This is a genomic window from Streptomyces sp. CA-210063, assembly GCF_024612015.1.
Classification (GTDB): Bacteria; Actinomycetota; Actinomycetes; order Streptomycetales; family Streptomycetaceae; genus Streptomyces.
In genome coordinates this window covers 5,639,608-5,663,032 of sequence record NZ_CP102512.1, presented here as the reverse complement: position 1 = coordinate 5,663,032, position 23,425 = coordinate 5,639,608, and the positions used below count along the sequence as shown (strand labels likewise).

The following is a 23,425-nucleotide window of genomic DNA, read 5'->3' as shown; positions in this document are numbered from 1 at the left end:
GTTCAGCAGCGACGGTATCGACTGCCGCCGCTAGCCGCGATAAGTACCTGACAAGAGGCACCTCCACCCCACATCTTTCGTGTCGACTGGGAGGTGCCCCACGGCGCCACCGTTGCTATCGCCGTCGGCGTCTACGGCAGGTGACGCGTCTTTTGGCGCTTCGGTCGCTTCTCAACCGGGATCAAACCCCGGCGGATCTTCATCAGATGCTCGTCTTTCGTGTTCTCGCGCACTGCGAGACGGCTCAGGATTCGATGCTGCGTTTCCGGAGTCCAGAACACCTCGAGACGCTTCCGAGCGCGTGTGATAGCGGTGTAAAAAATACTGTGGGAGATGCTCTCTTCATTGGCATCCGTGATGACAACCTTGACTGAGTCGTACTCAACACCCTGTGCCTTGTGGATCGATACGGCGTAAGCGATCTGAAACGGCACAATGGTGGTGACGGAGTCGTCGTCATCATCACTATTACCGCGCTCGAAGACATCGAACTGGACAGTCGATCCTTCCACCCAACGCAGACCTGTGAAGAGCACATCGTCTTCAGTGACATCCCGTTCGAGATTCACATCGAAAGTGATACGGCCGGGCGCGCGATCGATCTTAACGATCCTTCCCTTTAGGTTGTTGAAGATGACTGGGCTGAACCGATCAGACTCATTGAAAAGTACGGGATCTCCGACCTTGTAGGTGGACTCGCTCCAGGTCACAGCTGAATTCGGGTTGCTCGCCTGTAGGAACCGGTTAACGTTGTTGATGCCATACAGGCCGTCATAGTTAAGGCAAAGCACGATCTCGTCGTCGCTTCTATGTTGGAAGAGTGAGTCTCCCAGAATCGTCGAGTAGCCATTCTTTGAGAGCGACTCCTCGATATGGTCGTCGAGGTTCCGCACTCTGTTCCACAGCGTGAGGAGGCCCTGATCGGTCGTCCTGAAGGGCTGTGTGAGTTCGAATACAGACTCGCTCGGGATGTACGACCGGATGATGCTGAACCAGTTGCCAAACTCAATCGACTCGATCTGGTATACGTCGCCAACCAGCACGAGCAGATCGAAGGGTGTGTTCTCAAGTACATCGAGCAGGCTTGCGTTGCTCACGGTGCTGCACTCGTCGATTACCAGAACGTCGTACGTGGCTCCGAACGACGTGCCGCTGCGCACGTACTTGCTAATCGTGCTGAACTCGGAATTCGGCGCCTGTACTCGTCTCTTCAGGTTGTCGACGGCCGGATTGGTATGTGCCAGGAAGAGTTTCCGCGCGCCCTCGAAGTAGTTCGCGATGTGATTCACCATCGTCGATTTTCCCGTACCGGCCGCGCCGTAGATAAGTGCAACATTTGAGTGCTCGAACAACTTGGTCAGAGCTGTAGCCTTCAACGGGTCATCAATGACGCCGGGGTTCGCGTTAATCCATGTCTGCACGTCGCTGCTGTGGTGGGGGACGCCGCTAGCAGAGATTTCCCGGAGTTTGTTGATGATCGAGACCGTGTCGTCCTCATAACCGACGATGAACACATGCCCATTTGATTGAGCCAGCTTCCTTCGCGCGTGTCGTTCTGTTGGTGGAAGCATGCGGTTGTGTTGCGCGATCAACTCGCCGAGGTCACCGAGGTCCTCCAGCTCAGCTATCGGCGTATAGATCACGCCGTGCTGCTCGACATTGCTCCTGACCCGTCTGGCTAGCAGCTCGTGAGGCCGAGTCCTGGCATCCAGACTCTCGGCAAGGTCCCCAAAGCGCGGGTTATGTCCGCGTGGTGATGTGCAGAACGGCATCGTGTCGAAGGGCCTGCAACCCCAAGATACGCGTAGCCCGGAGAGTGCAGAACACTTTTCGACATCGAACTGCGCCTTGATAATGCGGTTGTTCATCCGCAGCATGAGATAGCGCAACAGGTTAGAACCTGGCCGGTTGTTGCGGATGAGGGACCGTGCACGGTCAAGGACTGGAAAGATGACCTCAGCTCGTTGAGTGCCGACTAGTGCTGCTGCCGAGCAGCGGACGCCGCCCTGGGGCACAACATCAGACGACAATAGAACCACTCAAGAGCCGACAAACGCTCCTATTCTCAAGACTGCCCTGCTTGCCACACCGGCTCATGACCCGACCTGGACGGTCCCGAGACCAGAGGCGGCTCGCGCCACCCTGACCGCCCGTATGAGGCCACAAGCGGCTGACAGATGCGGGGGCATCCATGCGGCTGCGCGCGCCAGATCAGAGTGGATGTGTGTGCATCCGGGTCGTGTCCCGCTTCGTGGTGTAAGCGACCTTGCTCGGCGCGTTCCGGTAAGCCGCGCGTCGGCCACCCCATGGGACACGGCTGCCGGGTCGCGAAGCGGCTGACCTGCCGTCAGCGCCATCCGCGGTCCCGAGCTGCGCCGATGCGGCGATGACCTGCGGATTCCGGCGCCTTGATCCGCTACACCACCTGGCGGGACACCACCTGCATCCGCGCCAGACAGTGCGGGGTCGGCGCGCAGCATGGCGTCCTGCGCCTGCTCGAACGCACGGCGGGTGCCGGTGCGGTCCTGTGCCGCTCCGTGGATGGCGCCCTGGCGGGCCAGGCCGAGGGAGGCGAACAGAAGGTCTCTGCGGGGGTGAGGTGCAGGTTGCGGGCGACGTCGTTGGCGGCGAAGGCGTCCGCCGGTCGGCCCATATGGCGGCCGTTCCGGAAGATCACCGGCCCGGCATCCCGTCAGGCGATACGCCGAACCTTGCGCGCGGCCCTGAACTCCGCGATCGCCCAGCAGCTCATCACCTCCAACCCGGCGTCCCACGTCGAGTTGGAGTCCGGCAAGCGCCCGAAGCCACTCCTCGGGACCGATGAACGAGTCCGGCGCTGGCGCGAGACGGGCGAGATCCCCGGGCCCGTGATGGTGTGGACTCCGCAGCAGTTCGGCGCCTTCCTCGACGCTGCCGAGGGAGATCGCCTGTACGCGATCTTCCACCTTATGGGTACTCGCGGCCTCCGTCGCGGCGAGGCGGTCGGCCAGGACTGGCACGAGATCGACCTCAACGCCGGGCTCATCACTCCCGCCAAGGAGATCGTGGTGGACGGCTGGGACCTCTACGAATCCGAGCCGAAGACGGACGGCAGCGCCAACACAATCGCGCTCGACAGCATGAACATCGTCGTCCTCCGTGACCACAAAACTCGCCAGGAGAAGGAGCGCGCCAAGTGGGCCACCGCCTGGCAGGACACCGGGAAGACATTCACCAAGGAGGACGGCTCCTGGCTCCACCCGGAGACGGTCTCGGAGACCTTCCGCCGCATCCTCGCCACGACCGATCTGCCGCCCATCACCCTGCGGGACCTGCGCCACGTCGCCGCGACGCTCACGCATGGAGGCGGCGGCGACATCCACGCCGTGAAGGAGACCCTGCGGCACTCCACCATCACGCTGACCTCGGACACGTACACGAGCCTGCTACCCGAACTGGACCGTGAGATCGCGGAGAAGGCTGCCGCTCTGGTTCCCCGTAGCCACCGTTCCGGAGGCCAGTGAGCCTCAGGCTTCTCAGGAGCGGCCGGGCCCGCGGAAGACGAGGAGCAAGCGGGCAGTCAGTTCCTCGGCAAGTTCGCCGCTACGGCCGACAAGCATCGTGGCGGTGACCGCTTCCTCCGGATCGACCCTTACGGGAGCATCACTCCTGTGCGAGAAGGTGGCGTGAGTGGGGTTGACCGCGCTAAGGCGCTCAACCATGACCATCCTCGGGTTCTCAATACCGACCGCCGGCGCATAGGCGGGAGCGGTAGGTACGTCGATGGCCTCCAACAGTGACAGCAGGGTGGCGATTCGCTCCTGGGTGTGTTCCTGATCGAGCACGAATCCAATACCCGGATGCGGCAGGGACTCCCAGGCACTCCGCTGGCCGGATCGAGTGATCGCCAGCCCTGCTGATCGTCCGTTGCGCCCGGTCACCGAGGCAACCGTCACCTCGGCGCTGCTTTGTGTCTCGACTCGTTCGGTGTTCGAGAACAACCCGTTCCCGCGCCCCAGGTTCACCAGTTCATCGGCCAACTGCTGCATGCGGGTCGCGGTGACTCTGCTCGTCACCGAAACAGGCGCCAGGTGAATCTCCAGCAGGGCAGGAGCACTCGTGTACGCGCTCGATGGCACGAGGTCCCGGTGCCAGGCCAGGCTGGTGGGCTGATCGAGGGGTTGCCAGATCAGCTCATCGGTAGGCTCATCTTCACTGACAGCCGTTTCTGGGGCTGACGGGACATCTGCCGGGGTGAGGTGAGCAATCACTTCGGCCGTGAATGACGCGGCATTCTCAGCGGCGATCCCTTGCAGACCGACGCTGTCGGTGCTCTGTTTGGTCCCGTCCGCCCGATCGCTGACGCCTCGAATCATCAGATGAGGGACCCCTTCAGCCTTATGAGCGGCATTGGCGAACCCCGCAGCCTCCATTTCGACTGCGACGGCGCCGTTGTAGTGCTCGTCCAAGAAGACCCGCAGCGGCGAACCAGCTGGAGCGTTTACTACGACGTCGCCTGTCACGATGGGCTTGAAGTGCACCTCCGCAGAGCCCCCAGAGTCCTGTGCCAAGTTCGCGGCCCAGGCGCCCACGTTGTCCACGTACATCGCCACTTGTTGAAGCGAGTAGGAGGCTTCCCAACCCCGCGGGCGCGCCTTGAACCCGTCCGGATCCTGCTTCCCGCCGTGATACGAGTACACCTCAATGGCGACCACCACATCGCCAGGGGAGACATCCGCCTTGAGCGATCCTGCGATTCCAGTGAAGAAGACCGCCTCGGGCTGGAAGAAGTTAATCGCTCGCTCGGTGATGACAGCTGCTGAGTCGTTGCCAGCCCCTGTGACCGCCAGGCAGACGGTCGTGGATGTGCCAGCCAGTCGCCCACACTCGAAGATGGTGCCAGCGTGATCGACCCGCCTAGGCTCCTCCAGCAAGCGGCGCATCGCCCGGTACTCCAGGGGCAGCGCAGTCAGTACGACGACCTTCTTCGTAGGTGGAACCACGACCGCCCCCTTGCCACTGCCTTCGCGCACGTCTCGCGCTCCTACCGTAGACGGAGCGGGACCGCACCAGACTGGCAAGAGTGGCGTGTCACCAGTGGTATCAGAAGCCGCGCGGATACATGCGTGTCCTGTCCCTGCTCGAACATCCGCTCACGCATCGCTCACGCACGTACCCGGAAACGAGTCAGCGCCCGAGCCGGCCGAAGCCGACCCGGACGCTGCGTAGCAGGTCAGAGGGGGTACCCCCACCCGCGAACCGTAGGCCCTGTGGGACTCGAACCCACAACCAATGGATTAAAAGTCCACTGCTCTGCCAATTGAGCTAAGGGCCCAGGCGATGTTGCGTGATGTTGCCTCCCCGAGCATAGCCGGACGCGGCCGGGAGTCCGATCGGGTATCGGGGTCCCGGCCGCGTCGAAGGGCCGTAAAAAGGTTCGCCGCAGAACAGAACGGGCGGAAGATCGGCGGAAGTCGGGCGAGTTGGCCGCGCCCGGGCCCCGACTACGGGTCGATCGGCTCCGGCGCCCCCTTCCGCGCCGCCTCCCGGGCCATGCTCCGTTCGTGCCCGGGGTTGAGGAACCAGTGGCGGGCGGAGGCGGCCCACCAGATCGCGGCGAAGCCCAGTACGACCAGCACGGCGATGGGGGCGTAGTTGAAGTTCTCCCAGGTGACCGGGGACAGCTGCGGAAGCATGAACAGGACGGTGATCACGAAGACCCAGATCACCGCGATGACGCCGATCGTGCGCGACCAGCGGCCCAGATGCCAGGGTCCCCGCTCGAAGGCGTCGCCCTTGCGCAGCCGCAGCAGGGTCGGGATGACGTAGGCGATGTAGAGGCCGATCACCGCGATCGATGTGACCGCCGCGTACGCCGTGACATTGATCAGGTAGGGGAGGCCCAGCAGCAGCGCACCGCCCGCCGCCAGCCAGACCGCCGCCACGGGGGTGCGGGTGCGGGGGCTGACCGTGTGCCAGACGTGGGAGAACGGCAGGGCGCCGTCGCGTGAGAAGGCGTAGATCATGCGGCTGTTCGCGGTCACGGAGGCCATGCCGCAGAAGAGCTGGGCGCCGATGATGACGAGGAGCAGCAGTTTGCCGCCGGTCGCGCCGAGCGCGTCCAGGAGGATCTGCGCGGGCGGCACGCCGGTCTCCGAGGCGAGGGCGCCGTCGTAGGACTGGATGGCGAAGGTGAAGCCGAGGAGGAGGACGAAGCCCGCCACCCAGGACGTCCAGATGGACTGGACGATGCCCTTGGGGCCGGCCGTCGACGCGTCGTGCGTCTCCTCGGTCATATGGGCGGACGCGTCATAGCCGGTGAAGGTGTACTGCGCCATCAGCAGACCCAGCAGCACCACGTACAACCCGCTGCTCCAGCCCGTGTTGTTGACGAACTCGGTGAACACGAAGGACGCCGACTGGTGGTCGTCGGGGACGATCACGAGCGCGCCGACGATGACCACGACGCCCACGACGTGCCACCACACGCTGATGCTGTTCAGCAGACCGACGATGCGTACGCCGAACGTGTTCAGGAGTCCGTGCAGCAGCAGGATCGCCGCGAACAGCAGGATCGTCCGGCCCGGCGTCACCTCGAAGCCGAACTCCAGGTTCAGGTACGCCGCCAGGAAGGACGCCGCGCCGAAGTCGATGCCGGCGGTCACGGCGACCTGACCGAGCACGTTGAACCAGCCCGTGAACCACGCCCAGGCGGCCGCGCTGCGCTCGGGGGCCAGTCGATGGGCCCAGAAGTACAGGCCCGCGGAGGTCGGGTAGGCCGAACAGATCTCGGCCATGGCCAGGCCCACGAAGAGGGTCATCAGGCCGACCGCGACCCAGCCCCAGGTGATCACCGCAGGCCCGCCGGTGTTCATGCCGAACAGGTAGAGCGTCATACAGCCGGACAGGACCGAGATGATCGTGAAGGAGACCGCGTAGTTGGAGAACGCGGACATACGGCGGGCGAGGACCTGCGTGTAGCCCAGCTGGGCTAGCCGTTCCTCGTCCGACATCGGTGCCGGCACCGAGACCGAGTCCGGTGCCGAGGCCCCGGGAGCCCCACGGGCTATGTCGTCATCTGTCATGCCCCCAGCAATTCCCTCACCGGGGACGTGACATGCGCCACACCGTGGCCGAAAACCGGCTGGGACGCGGGGGAGGCAAGACAGAAGGGCCCGTACGACCGGAGTCGTACGGGCCCTTCCCTGTGTCAGCCGTCAGCCTGCATCACACATCAGCCGGCATCACACGCGCATCGGCTCAGCCGTTGCGCTTCCAGCGCGGCTTGTCGTCACGACGGCCGAAGGAAGAGCCGGTGCCGGTGCCGGTGCCAGTACCCGTGCCGGTGCCGCGGTGGTCGTCACGACGGCCGTACGGGCGCTCGTGGCCGCCGGAGCGGAAGCCCGGGCGGTCGCCCTGACGGTCACGGTTGAACGGACGGTCGCTGCCCCGGTGCCCGCCGCGCTCGTCGCGACGCTCGAAGGTACGGCCGCCACGGTCGTTGTCCCGACGGAACCCACCGGCACTGCCACCACGGTCGTCGCGGCGCTCGAACGTACGACCGCCACGCTCACCGTCACGACGCTCGAACCCACCACGGTCGTTGTCCCGACGGAAGCCGCTGCCGCCGCTGCCACCGCGGTCGTTGCGGTCGTTGCGGTCGAAGGAACGCCCACCACGGTCACCGTCACGACGGTCGTCCCGGCGGTCGTTGTCCCGGCGGAAGCCACTGCCACCCCGGTCGTCGCGACGCTCGAAGGTACGGCCGCCACGGTCGTTGTCCCGACGGAACCCACCGGCACTGCCACCACGGTCGTTGCGGTCGTTCCGGTCGAAGGAACGCCCACCACGGTCACCGTCACGACGGTCGTCCCGGCGGAACCCACCACGGTCGCCACGGTCGTTGTCACGACGCTCGTAACCGCCGTTGCCCCGCTCCTCGCGGCGCTGACGCGGCTGGTCGTACGAGGGACGCTCGTACGACGGCTGCTCGACGATCGCGACCGGGGCCTCGACCGACGCGCCGTCCTCAGCGACGGCGACGGCGGCGGTCTCCGCGGCAGCGGCGGCGACGGCCGCCTCCGGGTCCTCGCCCCGCTCCCGCGCGGCACGCGCGGTCAGCCGGTCGGCCTCCTCGCGCAGTTCGGCGGCGCGGCGCGTGGCCCGCTCCAGCTGCTTGCTGAGGTGAGCGACCTCACGCTCGGCCTGCTGTGCGGCGTTGCCGGCGGACTCGGCCTGGACCTCGGTCATCGACCGGGCGCCGGTGATCTCGGCGACCTCGGGTTCGAACGTCGTACCGCCCTGGATGATGTGACGCCCGGCGTCGACGCCCGCGTCCTCCATCAGCCGGAAGATCTGGCGGCGCTGGTGCGGCAGGGAGAGGGACACGACCGTGCCCGTACGCCCGGCACGCGCCGTACGGCCGGCCCGGTGCAGGTAGTCCTTGTGGTCGCCGGCCGGGTCCACGTTCAGGACCAGGTCGATGCCGTCGACGTGGATGCCGCGGGCGGCGACGTCGGTCGCGACGAGCGCGTTGACGTAGCCCTTCTTGAAGTCCTCCAGCACACGGGTACGGGCGCCCTGCGTCATACCGCCGTGCAGCGCGTCGGCCTTCACACCGGAGTCGCAGAGCTGCTCGGCGATGCGGTCGGCGCCCAGCTGCGTGCGGACGAAGATGATCGTGCGGCCCTTGCGGGAGGCGATGGCGGCCGTGACCGGCGCCTTGTCCTTCGGCTTCACGATGAGGATGTGGTGCGACATGGTCGTGACGTTGCCCTGGGCGCTGTCGACCTCGTGCGTGACCGGGTTGGTCAGGTAGCGCTTGACCAGGGTGGAGATCTCGTTCTCCATCGTCGCGGAGAACAGCATCCGCTGGCCGCCGGCCGGGATCTGGTCGAGCAGCTCGGTCACCTCGGGCAGGAAGCCCAGGTCCGACATCTGGTCGGCCTCGTCGAGCACGGCGACCTGGACGTTCTCCAGCGAGCAGGCACCGCGGTTGATGAGGTCGCGGAGACGGCCCGGGGTGGCGACCAGGACGTCGACGCCCCGCTCCAGGGCGTAGATCTGGTTCCCCATGGAGGTACCGCCGCAGACGACCTTCATCTTCAGCCCGAGGACGTCCCCGTACGGCTGCAGCGCGTCCGCGACCTGCATCGCGAGCTCACGGGTCGGCGTGAGGATGACGGCGCGCGGCTTGTGCTTCTCGGTGCGGCCGCCGGCCAGCGAGGCCAGGGTCGGCAGACCGAAGGAGAGGGTCTTGCCGGAGCCGGTACGGCCGCGGCCGAGGATGTCCTTGCCGGCCAGGGCGTCCGGGATGGTCGCGGCCTGGATCGGGAAGGGGACGGTCACGCCGTTCTGCGCGAGCTTGCGCACGATGCCGTCGGGGAGACCGAGGGTCGCGAAGGTGACCTCGGGGGCCTTGGGGGCCTCCTCGACGGAGACGTTGTCGATGCTCTCGACGTTCTCGACGTCTTCACCGTTCTCGGGCACGACGACGTGATCAGTACTGGAAATGGACATGCGTATGCGAAACCTTCCGGAGTCTCGTCGGCACGCGCCCGTCAACTCCGTGATTCGCACACGACCGCCTCTATGCGGTCCGCCACGGCAAGGGAGAGTACGCGCCACACGGCGCGCTCTGCAGTGGCGCCGGGCAAATGGGATCAAACGATCTACCACCATACGCACCCACCACCCCTCAAGGCAAACCGAGCGGATACCCGCAGGTCAGGCCAGGAACTGCCCGGCCCGGATGTGTGCGATCGGGCCGATCGGAGGGGGGAGGAGCGAGCGGTGAGAGGTCGCTGGGGTGTGGTCCGGCACGGGGAATCGTGACGGGGTTCTCAGTACAACTTACGGGGGAGGCCGATAATTCCGCGGCCTGACGAATGACAGGACTCAGTGGGGGTCCCGGGGGCGCAGCGCCCCTGGCGGGGTCCGGGGCGGAGCCCCGAAAGGGGCGCGGGGAACGGCGCGACCAGCATCCACCCACCCGCTGCCGCCGAACCACCCCACCCGACCAGCCCCGCCCAACCGCCGGAGGCCTACGCCGCTTCCCCCGCCCGAGGCGCCGGCTCCCGCTCCACCAACTGCGCCCCCTGCTCGTGCGCGGACGACGACGGCTCGGCCGAAGGCTCCGGCGACGGCGACTCCACCGGCTTCGTCGGCTCCGGCTCAGGCTCCACCACCGTCGGCGTGGGAGTCGGCTCCCCCTTCGTCGGCTCGGGCTTCTCCGGCCGCTCCCCCTTCCCCTCCTCCTTGCCCCCCTTGGGCGGCGCCGCCTTCCCGGACGGCTTCGCGGCCCCGGAGGCCGACGCCGACGGGGACGCCGACCCGGACGCGGAAGGGTCGGGCGAGGCGGAGGCACGCCCCTTCCGCTTCCCGGCCTGGTACCCCGTACCGCCTCCGCCCGTCACCGCGGTGCCCCCGTCCGGCTTCTCACCACCCGGCTGTCCCGCGGAGGGCGACGGCCCGGGCTTCCGCCCGTCGTCCCCCACGCTCATACAGCCGGCGGCTGCCGCGACGGCCATGACCGTGGCGGCCAGACGGACGGATACGTTCAAGGCGCGCACAGCGGCCACCTCCGAAGGGGGGCGAAAGAGGAGTCCCCCTGCCCAACTCCCGCCGCCCACAAGAAGACACGCGCCGACCGAAGCCCCGTGCCCCTACGAGTGCCGTGCCTCACAACCCCCGGTCGAAGCCGCGCCCCGGAGAGGCGCGGGGAACCGCACGGACCAACTCCCCCACACCCGCACGTACCGGGAGCCCACGCCCCACCCCGCGGCTATCCGTACCCCAGCGCGTGCAACCGCGCGTCGTCGATCCCGAAGTGATGCGCGATCTCATGCACCACGGTCACCTCGGTCTCGGCGACCACGTCCTCCCGCGTCTCGCACATCCGCAGCGTCGGCCCCCGGTAGATCGTGATCCGGTCCGGCAGCACCCCCGCGTACCACTCCCCGCGATCCGTGAGCGGAGTCCCCTCGTACAGCCCGAGCAACTCGGGGTCGGCGGTGGGCGGCTCGTCCTCGACGAACACCGCCACGTTGTCCATCAGCCGCGTCAGCTCCGGCGGGATCCGGTCCAACGCCTCGGCGACCAGTTCCTCGAACTCCTCGCGCGTCATCTCCAGCACACGGCCATTGTCATGCACGACCCGCGCGTACGAGAGACACGAGCAGCAAAAGCAGCACCACTCCCCGACCCCCACCCACCCCGCCGCATATCCACCCCCACCCATGGGCATACGGGACCAATGGCCCGCGTCCCCGCCGCCCTAGCCACCGCCGCCAACGCTCTGCGTACGACCCTGAGCCGTATCCCCCAGGCCATGCCGCAGGCCCCCCGCGCCCTGGCGCGGCACTATCGCTCGCGCCGCACGCTCCCGACCCTCGAACTGGTCCACCACCCCCACCCCTGGGGCCGCGCGTTCGGACTGGTCGCGGTCGTCCTGCTCGGCGCCTGGCTGGGCCTGCTGATCGTGGGGAACGTACGCACCCCGGTCGGCCCCATGAACACCACGATGACCCTGCGCCCGTCCTTCACCGGCGGCACGAAGATCAACGTCTCCCCGCTCGGCGCCCTGGAACTGCGCAGCCACAACGCCCCCGTGCGCCTGGACGTGAACGTCGACCAGCTCGACCCGGACCGCGCCCAGGCCCTGGTCGACCACCCGGAGCGGATCTCCGGGCTGCAGGAGGAGATCGCCTCCGACGTCGAGCACGGCACCCGCGACCTGGCCATACGCTCCGGCGTCGCCGTCGTCGCCGGGGCCACCACGCTCGGCCTCGCCGTCTACCGCCGCCCCCGCCGCGCCCTCGCCGCCGGCGGCCTCGCCTTCGTACTCCTGGCGGGCGCCGGCGGGACCGCTGCGGCCACCTGGAACCCGAACTCCGTCCTGGAGCCGAAGTTCTCGGGCCTGCTCTCCTCCGCGCCGTCCATCGTGGGCAACGCGCGCAGCATCGTCACCGAGTTCGACGTCTACCAGAAGGAGTTGGCGCGCCTGGTGACGAACGTGACCAAGCTGTACGACGTCACGTCCACGCTCCCCGCGTACCAGCCCGACCCGACCACGATCCGCGTCCTGCATGTCTCCGACATCCATCTGAACCCCGCGAGCTGGAAGATCATCGCCTCGCTGGTGGAGCAGTACGAGATCAACGTCATCGTCGACTCCGGCGACACCATGGACCACGGCACCGCCGCCGAGAACGCCTTCCTCGACCCGATCGCCGACCTCGGGGCGCCGTACGTCTGGGTCCGCGGCAACCACGACTCGCGGGAGACCCAGCGCTATCTGGAGGGCATCGACAACGCGCACGTCCTCGACGAGGGCAAGGCGGTGAGCGTGGGCGGGCTGCGCTTCGCGGGGATGGGTGATCCGCAGTTCACCCCGGACCGCTCGGGCGGGAAGTCGGGCCTGCCCTCGGAGGAGGCGGCCGGGCAGCGGCTGGCGGAGTCCCTGCGCGCCCAGAAGGCGGCGGGCACCCCCGTGGACATCGCGATCGCCCACAACCCGGACGCCGCCCGGGAGACGGACGGCGACGTCCCCCTCGTCCTCGCCGGGCACCTCCACCACCCCGAGATGGAGATCCTGGACGAGGGCACCCGCCTCCGTATCGAGGGCTCGACCGGCGGCAGCGGTCTGCGCGCCCTGGAGCAGCAGTACCCCGACCCGATCGAGGCGTCGGTCCTCTACCTCGACCGCGACACCCGCCGCCTCCAAGCCTGGGACGAGATCAAACTCGGCGGCCTGGGCCTGACGACGGCCGAGGTCAGCCGCCACCTGCCGAAGGAGAACCAGCCGGGGGCCGAACCCGGGGACGAGCAGTCCCCGTCGCCCTCCGGAAGCACGGCGACCGAGGAGTCCCCCAGTGGCCCGTAAACCGCCGCGCGAGCGGTCCCGTAAACCGTTTTGGCGATACCTCCCGCCACCCCGTATGCTTCTCACGTCCCCGACGCGCTGAGAAGCGCCCAGGCGGGCCGATAGCCCTCATCGTCTAGCGGCCTAGGACGCCGCCCTTTCAAGGCGGTAGCACGGGTTCGAATCCCGTTGGGGGCACGCAACACTCTGTGCGAGACTAGTCCCGCACAAGCTTGGTCCTGTGGAGCAGTTTGGAGTGCTCGCCACCCTGTCAAGGTGGAGGCCGCGGGTTCAAATCCCGTCAGGACCGCTGGTGTTTCACGTGAAACACCGCGGCTGGGTAGCTCAGTTGGTACGAGCGATCGCCTGAAAAGCGATAGGTCGCCGGTTCGACCCCGGCCCCAGCCACATCGAACGAAGACCCCCTCCGGGCAACCGGAGGGGGTCTTCGTGTCTCACGAAGCGGGCACGGAGCGGGCATGTAGCGGACCGGACGCAAAAGCGTTCGCCCCTCGTTTCCCGGAGGTGAGATCCTGGGTCGCGTATGTCCACTCACCCCGCCCCCGCCTTCGGCGCCCTCGCCCCCCGCCTGGCCGAGCTGTCCCTGCGCGACGCGCACCGGCTCGGGCGCAGACTCGAAGGCGCACGCAAGATCCGTAAGCCCGAGGCCCGGGCCGCCGTTCTCGCCGAGATCGAGGCGGAGGTCGCCAAGGGCGAGGTCCGTATGGCCGAGCGCGCCGCGCGCGTGCCGGCCGTCTCGTATCCCGAGCAGCTGCCCGTCAGCCAGAAGAAGGACGACATCGCGGCCGCCATCCGCGATCACCAGGTCGTCATCGTCGCGGGTGAGACCGGCTCCGGGAAGACGACCCAGATCCCCAAGATCTGTATGGAGCTGGGGCGCGGCGTGCGCGGCATGATCGGGCACACGCAGCCCCGTCGTATCGCCGCCCGTACGGTCGCCGAGCGTGTGGCGGAGGAGTTGCGGACGCCCCTGGGCGAGGCCGTCGGCTGGAAGGTCCGCTTCACCGACCAGGTGAACCCGGACGCGACCTTCGTGAAGCTGATGACGGACGGCATCCTGCTCGCCGAGATCCAGACGGACCGCGAGCTGCGCGCCTACGACACGATCATCATCGACGAGGCCCATGAGCGGTCCCTCAACATCGACTTCCTGCTGGGCTACCTGGCCCAGCTGCTGCCCAAGCGCCCCGACCTCAAGGTCGTCATCACCTCCGCGACCATCGACCCCGAGCGCTTCTCCCGGCACTTCGGGGACGCACCGATCGTCGAGGTCAGCGGCCGTACGTACCCGGTCGAGGTGCGCTACCGCCCGCTCCTCGAAGAGGACGGCGACGACTCGGACCGCGATCAGATCACCGCGATCTGCGACGCCGTCGAGGAGCTTCAAGGGGAGGGCAAGGGCGACATCCTGGTCTTCCTCTCCGGGGAAAGGGAGATCCGCGACACCGCCGACGCGCTGATCAAGAAGAACTACCGCTTCACCGAAGTACTCCCCCTCTATGCCCGGCTCTCGCACGCCGAGCAGCACCGGGTCTTCCAGCCGCACACCGGCCGCAGGATCGTTCTGGCCACGAACGTCGCCGAGACCTCCCTCACGGTCCCCGGCATCAAGTACGTGATCGACCCGGGCTTCGCCCGCATCTCCCGCTACAGCCACCGCACCAAGGTCCAGCGGCTGCCGATCGAGCCGATCTCCCAGGCCAGCGCCAACCAGCGCAAGGGCCGCTGCGGCCGTACGTCCGACGGTGTGTGCATCCGGCTGTACTCCGAGGACGACTTCGAGGCCCGCCCGGAGTTCACGGACGCCGAGATCCTCCGTACGAACCTGGCGAGCGTCATCCTCCAGATGACCGCGGCCGGCCTCGGTGACATCGAGAAGTTCCCCTTCATCGACCCGCCGGACCACCGCAACATCCGCGACGGCGTCCAGCTCCTCCAGGAGCTCGGCGCGCTCGACCCGGCACAGAAGGACGCTCGCAAGCGTCTGACCGAGATGGGCCGCAAGCTCTCCCAGCTGCCCGTCGACCCGCGCCTGGCCCGGATGGTCGTGGAGGCCGACAAGAACGGCTGTGCCCGCGAGGTCATGGTGATCGCCGCCGCGCTGTCCATCCAGGACCCGCGCGAGCGCCCCGCCGACAAGCAGGCGCAGGCGGACCAGCAGCACGCCCGCTTCAAGGACGAGACCAGCGACTTCCTGGCGTTCCTCAACCTCTGGCGGTACATCCGCGAGCAGCAGAAGGAGCGCGGCTCGTCGTCCTTCCGCCGGATGTGCAAGCAGGAGTATCTGAACTTCCTGCGCATCCGCGAGTGGCAGGACATCTACAGCCAGCTGCGCACGGTCGCCAAGCAGATGGGCATCCATCTCAACGAGGACGACGCGCCCGAGCAGCATGTCCATGTGTCGTTGCTCGCCGGCCTGCTCTCGCACATCGGCATGAAGGATGTGAAGGAGGCCGGGGGAGAGGGCGGGAGGAACACGGGGAAGAACGAGTACCTGGGCGCGCGGAACGCCAAGTTCGCGATCTTCCCGGGCTCCGCCCTCTTCAAGAAACCCCCGCGGTTCGTGATGTCGGCGGAGCTGGTGGAGACGAGCCGCCTCTGGGCGCGCGTCAACGCCAGGATCGAGCCCGAGTGGGTCGAACCGCTCGCCGAGCACCTGCTGAAGCGCACCTACAGCGAGCCGCACTGGGAGAAGGACCAGGCGGCCGTGATGGCGTACGAGAAGGTCACGCTCTACGGCGTACCGATCGTCGCCCAGCGGAAGATCAACTACGGTCGCGTCGACCCGGAGGCCAGCCGCGAGCTGTTCATCCGCAACGCGCTCGTCGAGGGCGACTGGCGTACGCACCACAAGTTCTTCGCCGACAACCGCAAGCTCCTCAGCGAGGTCGAGGAGCTGGAGCACCGGGCCCGGCGCCGGGACATCGTGGTCGACGACGACACGCTCTTCGACTTCTACGACCAGCGGGTCCCCGAACACGTCGTGTCGGGCGCCCACTTCGACTCCTGGTGGAAGCACAAGCGGCACGAACAACCCGACTTCCTGGACTTCGAGCGGGAGATGCTCATCCGGGAGTCGGCGGAGGCGGTCACGAAGGACGACTACCCGGACTCCTGGCGCCAGGGACAGCTCAAGTTCCGTGTCACCTACCAGTTCGAGCCGGGAGCGGACGCCGACGGCGTGACCGTCCACATTCCCCTCCAGGTCCTCAACCAGGTCACGGACGAGGGCTTCGAATGGCAGATCCCGGGTCTACGGGAGGACGTGGTGACGGAGCTGATCCGTTCCCTCCCGAAGCCGATCCGCCGGAACTACGTACCGGCGCCGAACTTCGCGCAGCGGTTCCTGGCCCAGGCGGTGCCCCTGCAGGAGCCGCTGACCGTGACGATGGCCCGTGAGCTGAAGCGCATGGTGGGTGTACCGGTCACGCCCGAGGACTTCGACTGGGCCCGGGTCCCCGACCATCTGAAGATCACCTTCCGGATCGTCGACGAGCGACGGCGGAAGGTGGCCGAGGACAAGGACCTGGAGTCGCTGCGCGTCGAGCTGAAGCCGAAGGCGCGCCAGGCCCTCTCCCAGGCGGCCGCGGCCACGGCCGAGCGCCAGGGCGGCGAGTCCCTGGAGCGGAAGGGTCTGACGGACTGGAGCATCGGCTCCCTCACCCGCGTCTTCGAGACCCGCCGGGCCGGGCAGCCGGTGAAGGCGTATCCGGCGCTCGTGGACGACGGACCGACGGCGAACACCGTCTCCGTACGTCTCTTCGACACGGAGGCGGAGCAGACGGAGGCGATGTGGAAGGGCACGCGCCGGCTGATCCTGCGCAACATCCCGGTCAACCCCGCGAAGTTCGCGTCCGAAAAGCTCACGAACGCTCAGAAGCTCGCTCTGTCGGCCAATCCGCACGGTTCGATCCAGGCGCTGTTCGACGACTGCGCGATGGCGGCGGCCGACAAGCTGATCGCCGACTTCGGCGGGCCGGCGTGGGACGAGTCGTCGTACCGCAAGCTGTACGACAAGGTGCGCGCCGAGATCGTCGACACGACCGTGCGGACGGTCGGGCAGGTGCAGCAGGTCCTCGCCGCCTGGCAGGCCTGTGAGCGCCGTCTGAAGTCCACGCGGAGCCCGGCCCTCCTCGCCAACCTCGCGGACGTACGGGGGCAGTTGGACGCCCTCGTGAAGCCCGGGTTCGTGACGGAGGCGGGGCTGCGCCGTCTCCCGGACCTGATGCGCTATCTGGTGGCCGCGGACCGCCGGCTGCAGCAGATGCCGACCGGCGTCCAGCGGGACACCTCCCGCATGGAGAAGGTCCACGAGATGCGGGACGAGTACGCCTGGCTCCTGGAACAGCTGCCGCAGGGACGGCCTATCCCCTCCTCCGTCCTGGAGATCCGCTGGATGATCGAGGAACTGCGCGTCAGCTACTTCGCCCACGCCCTCGGCACGGCGTATCCCGTCTCCGACAAGCGGATCGTGAAGGCGATCGACGCGGCGGTGCCGTGACGAGGCCCGCACGCTGAGTGAGTTCGACCGCGAGGCTCCCGCTCCTGTACAGTCTCTTCTCGCAGGCCAGCGCGGCAACACGGCGCGGATCTGCGAAACCTGGTCCTGTGGAGCAGTTTGGAGTGCTCGCCACCCTGTCAAGGTGGAGGCCGCGGGTTCAAATCCCGTCAGGACCGCACGATGACGAGAGGCCCGCATCCGGTATGGATGCGGGCCTTTCGCCGTGCTGCGGGCAGCCGGCTTCTCCCGCCTCCGCCCCGCCCAAGAGCTCGGAAAAACAGGGTTGTTGGGTGAGTGCGGGTCACGTGTGGCCGATCGCGCGGTTCCCCGTGCCCCTGAAGGGGCCTGCGGCCCTTCAGGGGCGGCGCTGGGGGTTGACGGCGTCACATTCCACCGGTACCTCAGATTCAGGGCCCACAGACCCCCGGAGGTGGCGCATGGCGGCGTCCGCTCGGCACGAGACCCGCGCACTGCTCCGTGCTCATCTGTCGGCCGCCTCCTCGTACCGCCACCTCACCCCCCACTGCCCGATCTGCCACCGGCTGCTGCGGCTGGCGACGGAGCCCGGGGCGGGCGGCGAGGACGGCATCGAAGGGCCCGCGGAGGACGAGACGCCTTCCAAGGCGTGAGACTCGCCCGACAGGGAACACACTCGGCGAGGGCGTGTCGCGCTCAACTCCCGTACCCATTACCGCAGATGCCGCTCGGGCAACAAGGACCCCGACATGTGACGGGTGTCACTGCAAGAGTTTCCAGAAGGTCGCCGTTTACAGGTCCCCTACAACTGGTCAATTTAATATGTGCAATTGCACCACTCACCGAGAGCCTGCACAGGAGATCCGACACCCCTCCCCAGAGTCCGACAAGCCCGCGCACAACCTGCCGCTCCCAGACCCGAAATCGGTAGGCACGCGCCTCCCTCGCCACCCCGCCGCACGCCCCGCGCGCCCCCACCACACATCCACACGCCCCCGCGCACAAAAAAAGATCGCGCTGGACCCGGCGGAGTCCAGCGCGATCTACGACGCACCCTTGTTGCTTGCCTGACGACGTCCAGGAGGCGGGTGGCCTCCTGGAAAGCTATGAGTGGCTCGGGCGTGGGACCTGTTGGGGCAGGACCCGCGTCGCTTGGAGCTGTGTGAGCGGTGCTTCTGGGCTCTCGGCCGATTGGGGGACCAGCCGAAATGCCCTGCTATGCGGCGGTTCAGGCCTCGCTGCGCTGCTGCGGAATGCCCGCGAGCAGTGCGCGGACCTCAGCCTCGCGGTAACGGCGGTGTCCGCCGAGCGTACGGATGGACGTGAGCTTGCCGGCCTTCGCCCACCGCGTGACCGTCTTGGGGTCGACGCGGAACATGGTGGCGACCTCAGCCGGGGTCAGCAGCGGCTCGGCATCAGGGGTGCGAGCGGTCATGAGCGGCCTCCTCGGGAGAACCGAACCTTCTCGGTTCTTTCCTCTAAATTCTGCACCTTGACCCGCGTTGCCCGAAATGGCGGACGCGAGTCGAGTCGGTTATAGGACGAACGGCTTGTCCTCGGCACTACAACTACACCATCTGTCCAGCCGCGTCGGCCAAACCGATGGAATTGCCCTCCCAGGTGTTCATCAGCGACGGATGCCGATGGACCATGCCATAGCGGACAGTCACGCCACTGTGACGATCAGTCACAGTGGCGTGCAGGAGTCACAAGACCCCCCAAAGCGTGCAATGCTGAGATTCCACCCATACGTGGGCAGAAGGAGCCTCCCCCGGGCTCCTTGTCCTATTTTGACACGAGGAGGTGCGTAAGAGGCAAGGCCCGCGTAAGTGCAATCCGTCACGCTTGGCGCCTGCTTGATACAAAAGCCCGGATCGGGACCTACGTCCCGTGATGGCGCCCCTGTGGAACTTCGGTGCGTCAAGTCTGGGCCAAGGGTGGACAGTTCACCATGCTTCGGCTTTCGTGGAAAGCCTTTTCCCACTGGCCTCACAAGTCACAAGTACGGCTGAGAGGTTGAGCCGGTTCAACCGGTTCGGCCCGGTTCAGCTCACCGAGCGCCGACTCAGTTCGCCGAGCGCCGGTCCCGTACCGCCCGCCAGCGCTCGACCAGACGCCCGTACGCCTCCCCGGCGGCGAGGCCGTCCCCGGTGCGGAGGGCCTCGATGCCCTCGGCGACGTCGGCGGCGGAGTGGTCGCCGTCCAGCTCGTCGGCGGGCAGGACGTGCACGAGACCGCCGTAGTCCAGCTCGACCAGCGAGCGCGGGTGGAACTCCTCCAGCCAGCGGCCCACGTCGATCAGACCGTCGATGAGCGGCCCCTCGTCGATCGCGTCCCGCAGCGCCCGCAGACCGCGCGCCACGCGCCGCCGGGCCTCCACCATGGGCGTGCGATAGCGAAGCACGGGCGAGCTCTCGCCCGAGCCCTTCTCGTACGTCCGCTCCTCGTCCGAGACGAGGACGAACCAGTTCAGCGGCACCTGCCAGGTCGAGGTGCGGATCCACGGCCGGGCGTCGGGGTTGCGGACCATCCAGCGCTCGTAGTCCTGGCTCGCCTGCCGGCGCACCAGCGGCGGCAGCACCGCGTCCAGGACCGGGGCGGGCAGCTCCTCGGCCAGGTCGCCGAGCGCCTGCCAGCCGCGCAGCCGGGTCCGCCAGGGGCAGATATGGACCACCCCGTCGACGTCCAGCACGAAGGCGTCACTGCTCTCGTGCACCGGCACCGGGACCGGCGGGACGGGCAGCAGATCGGCCAGCGAGCGGCGCAGCTCCTCCTGGTACGAGGGCCGGTCCGGGCGCCGGGCGTAGCGGGCCCAGTGGCCGCGCTCGGGCTCGGGGAAGGCCGCCAGCGGCTCGTACACGCGGAGGTAGGACGCGTACGGGACGATCACCGAGGACACCTTGGGCACGCCTGCTCCCTCCCCCGGCTGCCACCGGGGAAACCTGCCGAACCCGCACACCGGCGGGCCGGAAAACTGTGCGGATCCCACCACGGCCGTACTCCGGAAGTGGGGTGATCCTGAGGCTGCGCCGCTGTACGGCGGACGCAGGCTCTAATCTCATGCTCACAGACCCCGCCACCCGTACGGGAGCCTGTCACCCCACCGCCGCTTCTTACCCAGGAGTCACCACAGTGACCGACGTATCTGACGGCGTCCTGCACACCCTGTTCCAGTCGGACCAGGGCGGTCACGAGCAAGTCGTGCTCTGCCAGGACCGGGCCAGCGGCCTCAAGGCCGTCATCGCCATCCACTCCACCGCGCTGGGCCCCGCTCTCGGCGGCACACGCTTCTACCCGTACGCGACCGAGGCGGAGGCCGTCGCCGACGCGCTGAACCTCGCGCGCGGGATGTCGTACAAGAACGCCATGGCCGGGCTCGACCACGGCGGCGGCAAGGCCGTGATCATCGGTGACCCCGACCGGATCAAGAGCGAGGAGCTGCTGCTCGCCTACGGGCGGTTCGTGGCCTCGCTGGGCGGCCGCTACGTCACCGCCTGCGACGTCGGCACGTACGTCGCCGACATGGACGTCGTGGCGCGCGAGTGCCGCTGGACGACGGGCCGGTCCCCGGAGAACGGCGGCGCGGGCGACTCGTCCGTCCTGACCGCCTTCGGCGTCTACCAGGGCATGCGGGCCTCCGCCCAGCACCTGTGGGGCGATCCGTCGCTGCGCGGCCGCAGGGTCGGCATCGCGGGCGTCGGCAAGGTCGGCCACCACCTCGTGGAGCATCTGCGGGCGGAGGGCGCCGAGACCGTGATCACGGATGTGCGCGAGGACGCCGTACGGCGGATCCTCGACCGTCACCCGGAAGGGGTCACCGCCGTCGCCGACACCGACGCGCTCATCCGCACCGAGGGGCTGGACATCTACGCGCCCTGCGCGCTCGGCGGGGCCCTGAACGACGACTCCGTGCCCGTGCTCACCGCCAAGGTGGTGTGCGGCGCCGCCAACAACCAGCTCGCGCACCCCGGTGTCGAGAAGGACCTCGCCGACCGCGGGATCCTCTACGCGCCGGACTACGTGGTGAACGCCGGCGGGGTCATCCAGGTCGCCGACGAGCTCCACGGGTTCGACTTCGAGCGGTGCAGGGCGAAGGCCGCGAAGATCTACGACACCACGCTGGCGATCTTCGCACGTGCGAATACAGATGGTGTTCCGCCGGCCGCCGCGGCCGACCGGATCGCCGAGCAGCGGATGCACGAGGCGGCCGCCCGGCGCCGTCGCTGACCCTGCGCGGGGGCGTCGTACGGCGGTCTCGCGGCGGTCGTACGGCGTCGGCCGGTACCCGTCGGCGGCTTTAGAGAGAACTCTCACTTCCGTCGGCGGGTCGCTCGCCGAGAAACGGTTAAAATCGCGGTTGACCAGCGAGGACAGGGCTCATCGCGGGTTCTGGGTACCGGCACGTCCTGCGGGCGACGTACCGTATGGGCGTGGGCTCAGGTACCGTGGAAGCCCTACGGACCGGTCTCTCCACGGAGAGCCCGTTCCAGATCATGAACGCGTGTCAAGACTCTGGGGCCGTCGAGCCCCGTCACCGAGGGGGTCGAGCCATGGGGCGCGGCCGGGCCAAGGCCAAGCAGACGAAGGTCGCCCGCCAGCTGAAGTACAACAGCGGCGGGACTGACCTGTCGCGTCTGGCCAGCGAGCTGGGCGCATCGACTTCGAGCCAACCTCCGAACGGCGAGCCGTTCGAGGACGACGAAGACGACGACGACCCGTACGCCCAGTACGCGGATCTCTACAACGACGACGATGAGGACGAGGACGACGAGTCCGGTCCCGCGTCGCATCGTCGCGGAGCTTGACGCCGTACCGCTGCGCTTTGCCCGGTCCGGGCGGGTTACCACCGCCGGACCGGGTTTTGTGCGGTTGCACTCCGCTTGGGGCAGGGGCGCCTAATGGGTTGGGGGCCACTGTGGTTTTGGCGGCTGCCGGTTCGTCGTGGTTGCTCGCGCAGTTCCCCGCGCCCCTTTTAGGCCTTCGGCCCATCAGGGGCGCGTTTACTGTTCAGCCCCGTGCGTAGTCGCCCACCAGTTCCGCGCCCGTTGCGTGGTCGTTGCGGTCGGTGATTTCGCCTGCCACCCAGGCCTCGACGCCGCGGTCGGCCAGCGTTGTCAGGGCCACGTCTGCCGACTCCTGCGGGACGATCGCGATCATGCCTACGCCCATGTTGAGGGTCTTCTCCAGCTCCAGGCGTTCGACCTGGCCCGTCTTGCCGACGAGGTCGAAGATCGGGGCCGGGGTCCACGTGGTGCGGTCGACCGTCGCGTGGAGGGTGTCGGGGATGACGCGGGCCAGGTTGGCGGCGAGGCCGCCGCCGGTGACGTGGCTGAAGGCGTGGACCTCGGTGGTGCGGGTGAGGGCCAGGCAGTCCAGGGAGTAGATCTTGGTGGGCTCCAGGAGCTCCGCGCCGAGGGTGCGGCCGAGTTCGGCGATCTCGGCGTCCAGGGAGAGACCGGCCTGGTTCAGCAGGACGTGGCGGACGAGCGAGTACCCGTTCGAGTGAAGGCCGGAGGCCGCCATGGCGATCACCGCGTCACCCGTACGGATACGATCCGGGCCGAGCAGCCGTTCCGCCTCGACCACGCCCGTGCCGGCGCCGGCGACGTCGAAGTCGTCCGGGCCGAGGAGGCCGGGGTGCTCGGCGGTCTCGCCGCCGACGAGGGCGCAGCCGGCGAGGACACAGCCCTCGGCGATGCCCTTGACGATGGCGGCGACACGCTCGGGGTGGACCTTTCCGACACAGATGTAGTCGGTCATGAACAGCGGTTCGGCGCCGCAGACCACGATGTCGTCCATCACCATCGCGACCAGGTCGTGGCCGATGGTGTCGTAGACGCCCAGCTGACGCGCGATGTCGACCTTCGTGCCGACGCCGTCCGTGGCGGAGGCGAGCAGCGGGCGCTCGTAGCGCTTGAGGGCGGAGGCGTCGAAGAGGCCGGCGAAACCGCCGAGGCCGCCGAGGACCTCGGGGCGCTGCGTCTTCTTGACCCACTCCTTCATCAGCTCTACGGCGCGGTCGCCCGCCTCGATGTCGACGCCCGCGGCTGCGTAGCTGGCACCAGTTGTCTCAGACATGACGGTGA

Annotated in this window: 15 protein-coding genes, 5 tRNA genes and 1 pseudogene; 10 read left to right on the top strand and 11 right to left on the bottom strand. The window is 67.9% G+C overall.

Translation table 11 applies throughout. The annotated features are described in order from the left end of the window. Nucleotides 1–131 precede the first annotated feature (131 nt). Nucleotides 132–1,868 carry an ATP-dependent DNA helicase gene (locus JIX56_RS24675; protein WP_257543613.1) on the bottom strand — a complete coding sequence of 579 codons (1,737 nt, stop codon included), beginning with the start codon at nt 1,866–1,868 and terminating at the stop codon, nt 132–134. Between the two features lie 591 nt (nt 1,869–2,459). Beyond that, nucleotides 2,460–2,659 (bottom strand): annotated as a pseudogene (locus tag JIX56_RS24670) (XRE family transcriptional regulator); the annotation flags it as partial. Between the two features lie 211 nt (nt 2,660–2,870). Here JIX56_RS24670 and JIX56_RS24665 point away from each other — a divergent pair. Then, nucleotides 2,871–3,503, top strand: a complete 633-nt coding sequence (locus tag JIX56_RS24665; protein WP_257551088.1) for a site-specific integrase — start codon at nt 2,871–2,873, stop codon at nt 3,501–3,503. A gap of 12 nt (nt 3,504–3,515) precedes the next feature. Here the strand turns inward: JIX56_RS24665 and JIX56_RS24660 are convergent, their stop codons facing one another. The 6 genes from JIX56_RS24660 to JIX56_RS24635 all read right to left on the bottom strand — a co-directional run bounded on the left by JIX56_RS24660 (nt 3,516) and on the right by JIX56_RS24635 (nt 11,113). Next, nucleotides 3,516–5,012: a 5'-methylthioadenosine/S-adenosylhomocysteine nucleosidase family protein gene (locus JIX56_RS24660; RefSeq protein ID WP_257543611.1), complete on the bottom strand. Its 1,497-nt coding sequence runs from the start codon at nt 5,010–5,012 to the stop codon at nt 3,516–3,518. A 229-nt stretch (nt 5,013–5,241) separates the two neighbouring features. Then, a tRNA-Lys gene (locus tag JIX56_RS24655) sits at nt 5,242–5,314 on the bottom strand. A gap of 169 nt (nt 5,315–5,483) precedes the next feature. Further along, nucleotides 5,484–7,064: an amino acid permease gene (locus tag JIX56_RS24650; protein WP_443031874.1), complete on the bottom strand. Its 1,581-nt coding sequence runs from the start codon at nt 7,062–7,064 to the stop codon at nt 5,484–5,486. 175 nt (nt 7,065–7,239) lie between these two features. Further along, nucleotides 7,240–9,498 carry a DEAD/DEAH box helicase gene (locus JIX56_RS24645; RefSeq protein WP_257543609.1) on the bottom strand — a complete coding sequence of 753 codons (2,259 nt, stop codon included), beginning with the start codon at nt 9,496–9,498 and terminating at the stop codon, nt 7,240–7,242. A 524-nt stretch (nt 9,499–10,022) separates the two neighbouring features. After that, the gene (locus JIX56_RS24640; protein WP_257543607.1) at nt 10,023–10,550 is read right to left on the bottom strand and encodes a hypothetical protein; all 528 of its coding nucleotides are present in this window, start codon (nt 10,548–10,550) and stop codon (nt 10,023–10,025) included. A 212-nt stretch (nt 10,551–10,762) separates the two neighbouring features. Beyond that, a complete protein-coding gene (locus tag JIX56_RS24635; RefSeq protein WP_257543606.1) occupies nt 10,763–11,113 on the bottom strand; it encodes a metallopeptidase family protein in 351 nt (116 codons plus the stop codon). Between the two features lie 120 nt (nt 11,114–11,233). Here JIX56_RS24635 and JIX56_RS24630 point away from each other — a divergent pair, with 120 nt between their 5' ends. The 7 genes from JIX56_RS24630 to JIX56_RS24600 all read left to right on the top strand — a co-directional run bounded on the left by JIX56_RS24630 (nt 11,234) and on the right by JIX56_RS24600 (nt 17,992). After that, complete coding sequence (locus JIX56_RS24630) at nt 11,234–12,862, top strand: metallophosphoesterase family protein (protein WP_257543604.1); 1,629 nt, start codon at nt 11,234–11,236, stop codon at nt 12,860–12,862. 104 nt (nt 12,863–12,966) lie between these two features. After that, nucleotides 12,967–13,039, top strand: a tRNA-Glu gene (locus JIX56_RS24625). Between the two features lie 37 nt (nt 13,040–13,076). Further along, nucleotides 13,077–13,151, top strand: a tRNA-Asp gene (locus JIX56_RS24620). 24 nt (nt 13,152–13,175) lie between these two features. Further along, a tRNA-Phe gene (locus JIX56_RS24615) sits at nt 13,176–13,249 on the top strand. Between the two features lie 136 nt (nt 13,250–13,385). Beyond that, on the top strand, nt 13,386–17,363 hold the full coding sequence (gene hrpA, locus JIX56_RS24610) for an ATP-dependent RNA helicase HrpA (protein ID WP_257543602.1): 3,978 nt from the start codon (nt 13,386–13,388) through the stop codon (nt 17,361–17,363). A gap of 101 nt (nt 17,364–17,464) precedes the next feature. Then, nucleotides 17,465–17,539: transfer RNA gene (locus JIX56_RS24605), tRNA-Asp, on the top strand. 261 nt (nt 17,540–17,800) lie between these two features. After that, on the top strand, nt 17,801–17,992 hold the full coding sequence (locus JIX56_RS24600; protein WP_257543600.1) for a DUF6274 family protein: 192 nt from the start codon (nt 17,801–17,803) through the stop codon (nt 17,990–17,992). A 575-nt stretch (nt 17,993–18,567) separates the two neighbouring features. Here JIX56_RS24600 and bldC read toward each other — a convergent pair. Next, entirely contained in the window at nt 18,568–18,774 is a 207-nt protein-coding gene (gene bldC / locus JIX56_RS24595; protein WP_003949541.1) for a developmental transcriptional regulator BldC, read from the bottom strand. Between the two features lie 630 nt (nt 18,775–19,404). Next, complete coding sequence (locus JIX56_RS24590; protein ID WP_257543598.1) at nt 19,405–20,247, bottom strand: hypothetical protein; 843 nt, start codon at nt 20,245–20,247, stop codon at nt 19,405–19,407. Nucleotides 20,248–20,471: 224 nt separating this feature from the next. On the opposite strand from JIX56_RS24590, the gene JIX56_RS24585 reads away from it, so the two are divergent. Next, the gene (locus JIX56_RS24585) at nt 20,472–21,566 is read left to right on the top strand and encodes a Leu/Phe/Val dehydrogenase (protein ID WP_257543596.1); all 1,095 of its coding nucleotides are present in this window, start codon (nt 20,472–20,474) and stop codon (nt 21,564–21,566) included. A 323-nt stretch (nt 21,567–21,889) separates the two neighbouring features. Further along, nucleotides 21,890–22,144, top strand: coding sequence for a DUF3073 domain-containing protein (locus JIX56_RS24580; protein WP_257543594.1), 255 nt, complete (start codon nt 21,890–21,892; stop codon nt 22,142–22,144). 202 nt (nt 22,145–22,346) lie between these two features. On the opposite strand, the gene purM is transcribed toward JIX56_RS24580, so the two are convergent. Further along, complete coding sequence (gene purM / locus JIX56_RS24575; protein ID WP_257543592.1) at nt 22,347–23,417, bottom strand: phosphoribosylformylglycinamidine cyclo-ligase; 1,071 nt, start codon at nt 23,415–23,417, stop codon at nt 22,347–22,349. Between the last annotated feature and the right edge of the window lie 8 nt (nt 23,418–23,425).

Coding starts and splice junctions, on each gene's coding strand:
- bldC (WP_003949541.1), bottom strand. CDS start 18,774: ATGACCGCTCGCACCCCTGATGCCGAGCCGCTGCTGACCCCGGCTGAG.
- hrpA (WP_257543602.1), top strand. CDS start 13,386: ATGTCCACTCACCCCGCCCCCGCCTTCGGCGCCCTCGCCCCCCGCCTG.
- JIX56_RS24650 (WP_443031874.1), bottom strand. CDS start 7,064: ATGACAGATGACGACATAGCCCGTGGGGCTCCCGGGGCCTCGGCACCG.
- JIX56_RS24580 (WP_257543594.1), top strand. CDS start 21,890: ATGGGGCGCGGCCGGGCCAAGGCCAAGCAGACGAAGGTCGCCCGCCAG.
- JIX56_RS24645 (WP_257543609.1), bottom strand. CDS start 9,498: ATGTCCATTTCCAGTACTGATCACGTCGTCGTGCCCGAGAACGGTGAA.
- JIX56_RS24665 (WP_257551088.1), top strand. CDS start 2,871: ATGGTGTGGACTCCGCAGCAGTTCGGCGCCTTCCTCGACGCTGCCGAG.
- JIX56_RS24630 (WP_257543604.1), top strand. CDS start 11,234: ATGGCCCGCGTCCCCGCCGCCCTAGCCACCGCCGCCAACGCTCTGCGT.
- JIX56_RS24675 (WP_257543613.1), bottom strand. CDS start 1,868: ATGAACAACCGCATTATCAAGGCGCAGTTCGATGTCGAAAAGTGTTCT.
- purM (WP_257543592.1), bottom strand. CDS start 23,417: ATGTCTGAGACAACTGGTGCCAGCTACGCAGCCGCGGGCGTCGACATC.
- JIX56_RS24600 (WP_257543600.1), top strand. CDS start 17,801: ATGGCGGCGTCCGCTCGGCACGAGACCCGCGCACTGCTCCGTGCTCAT.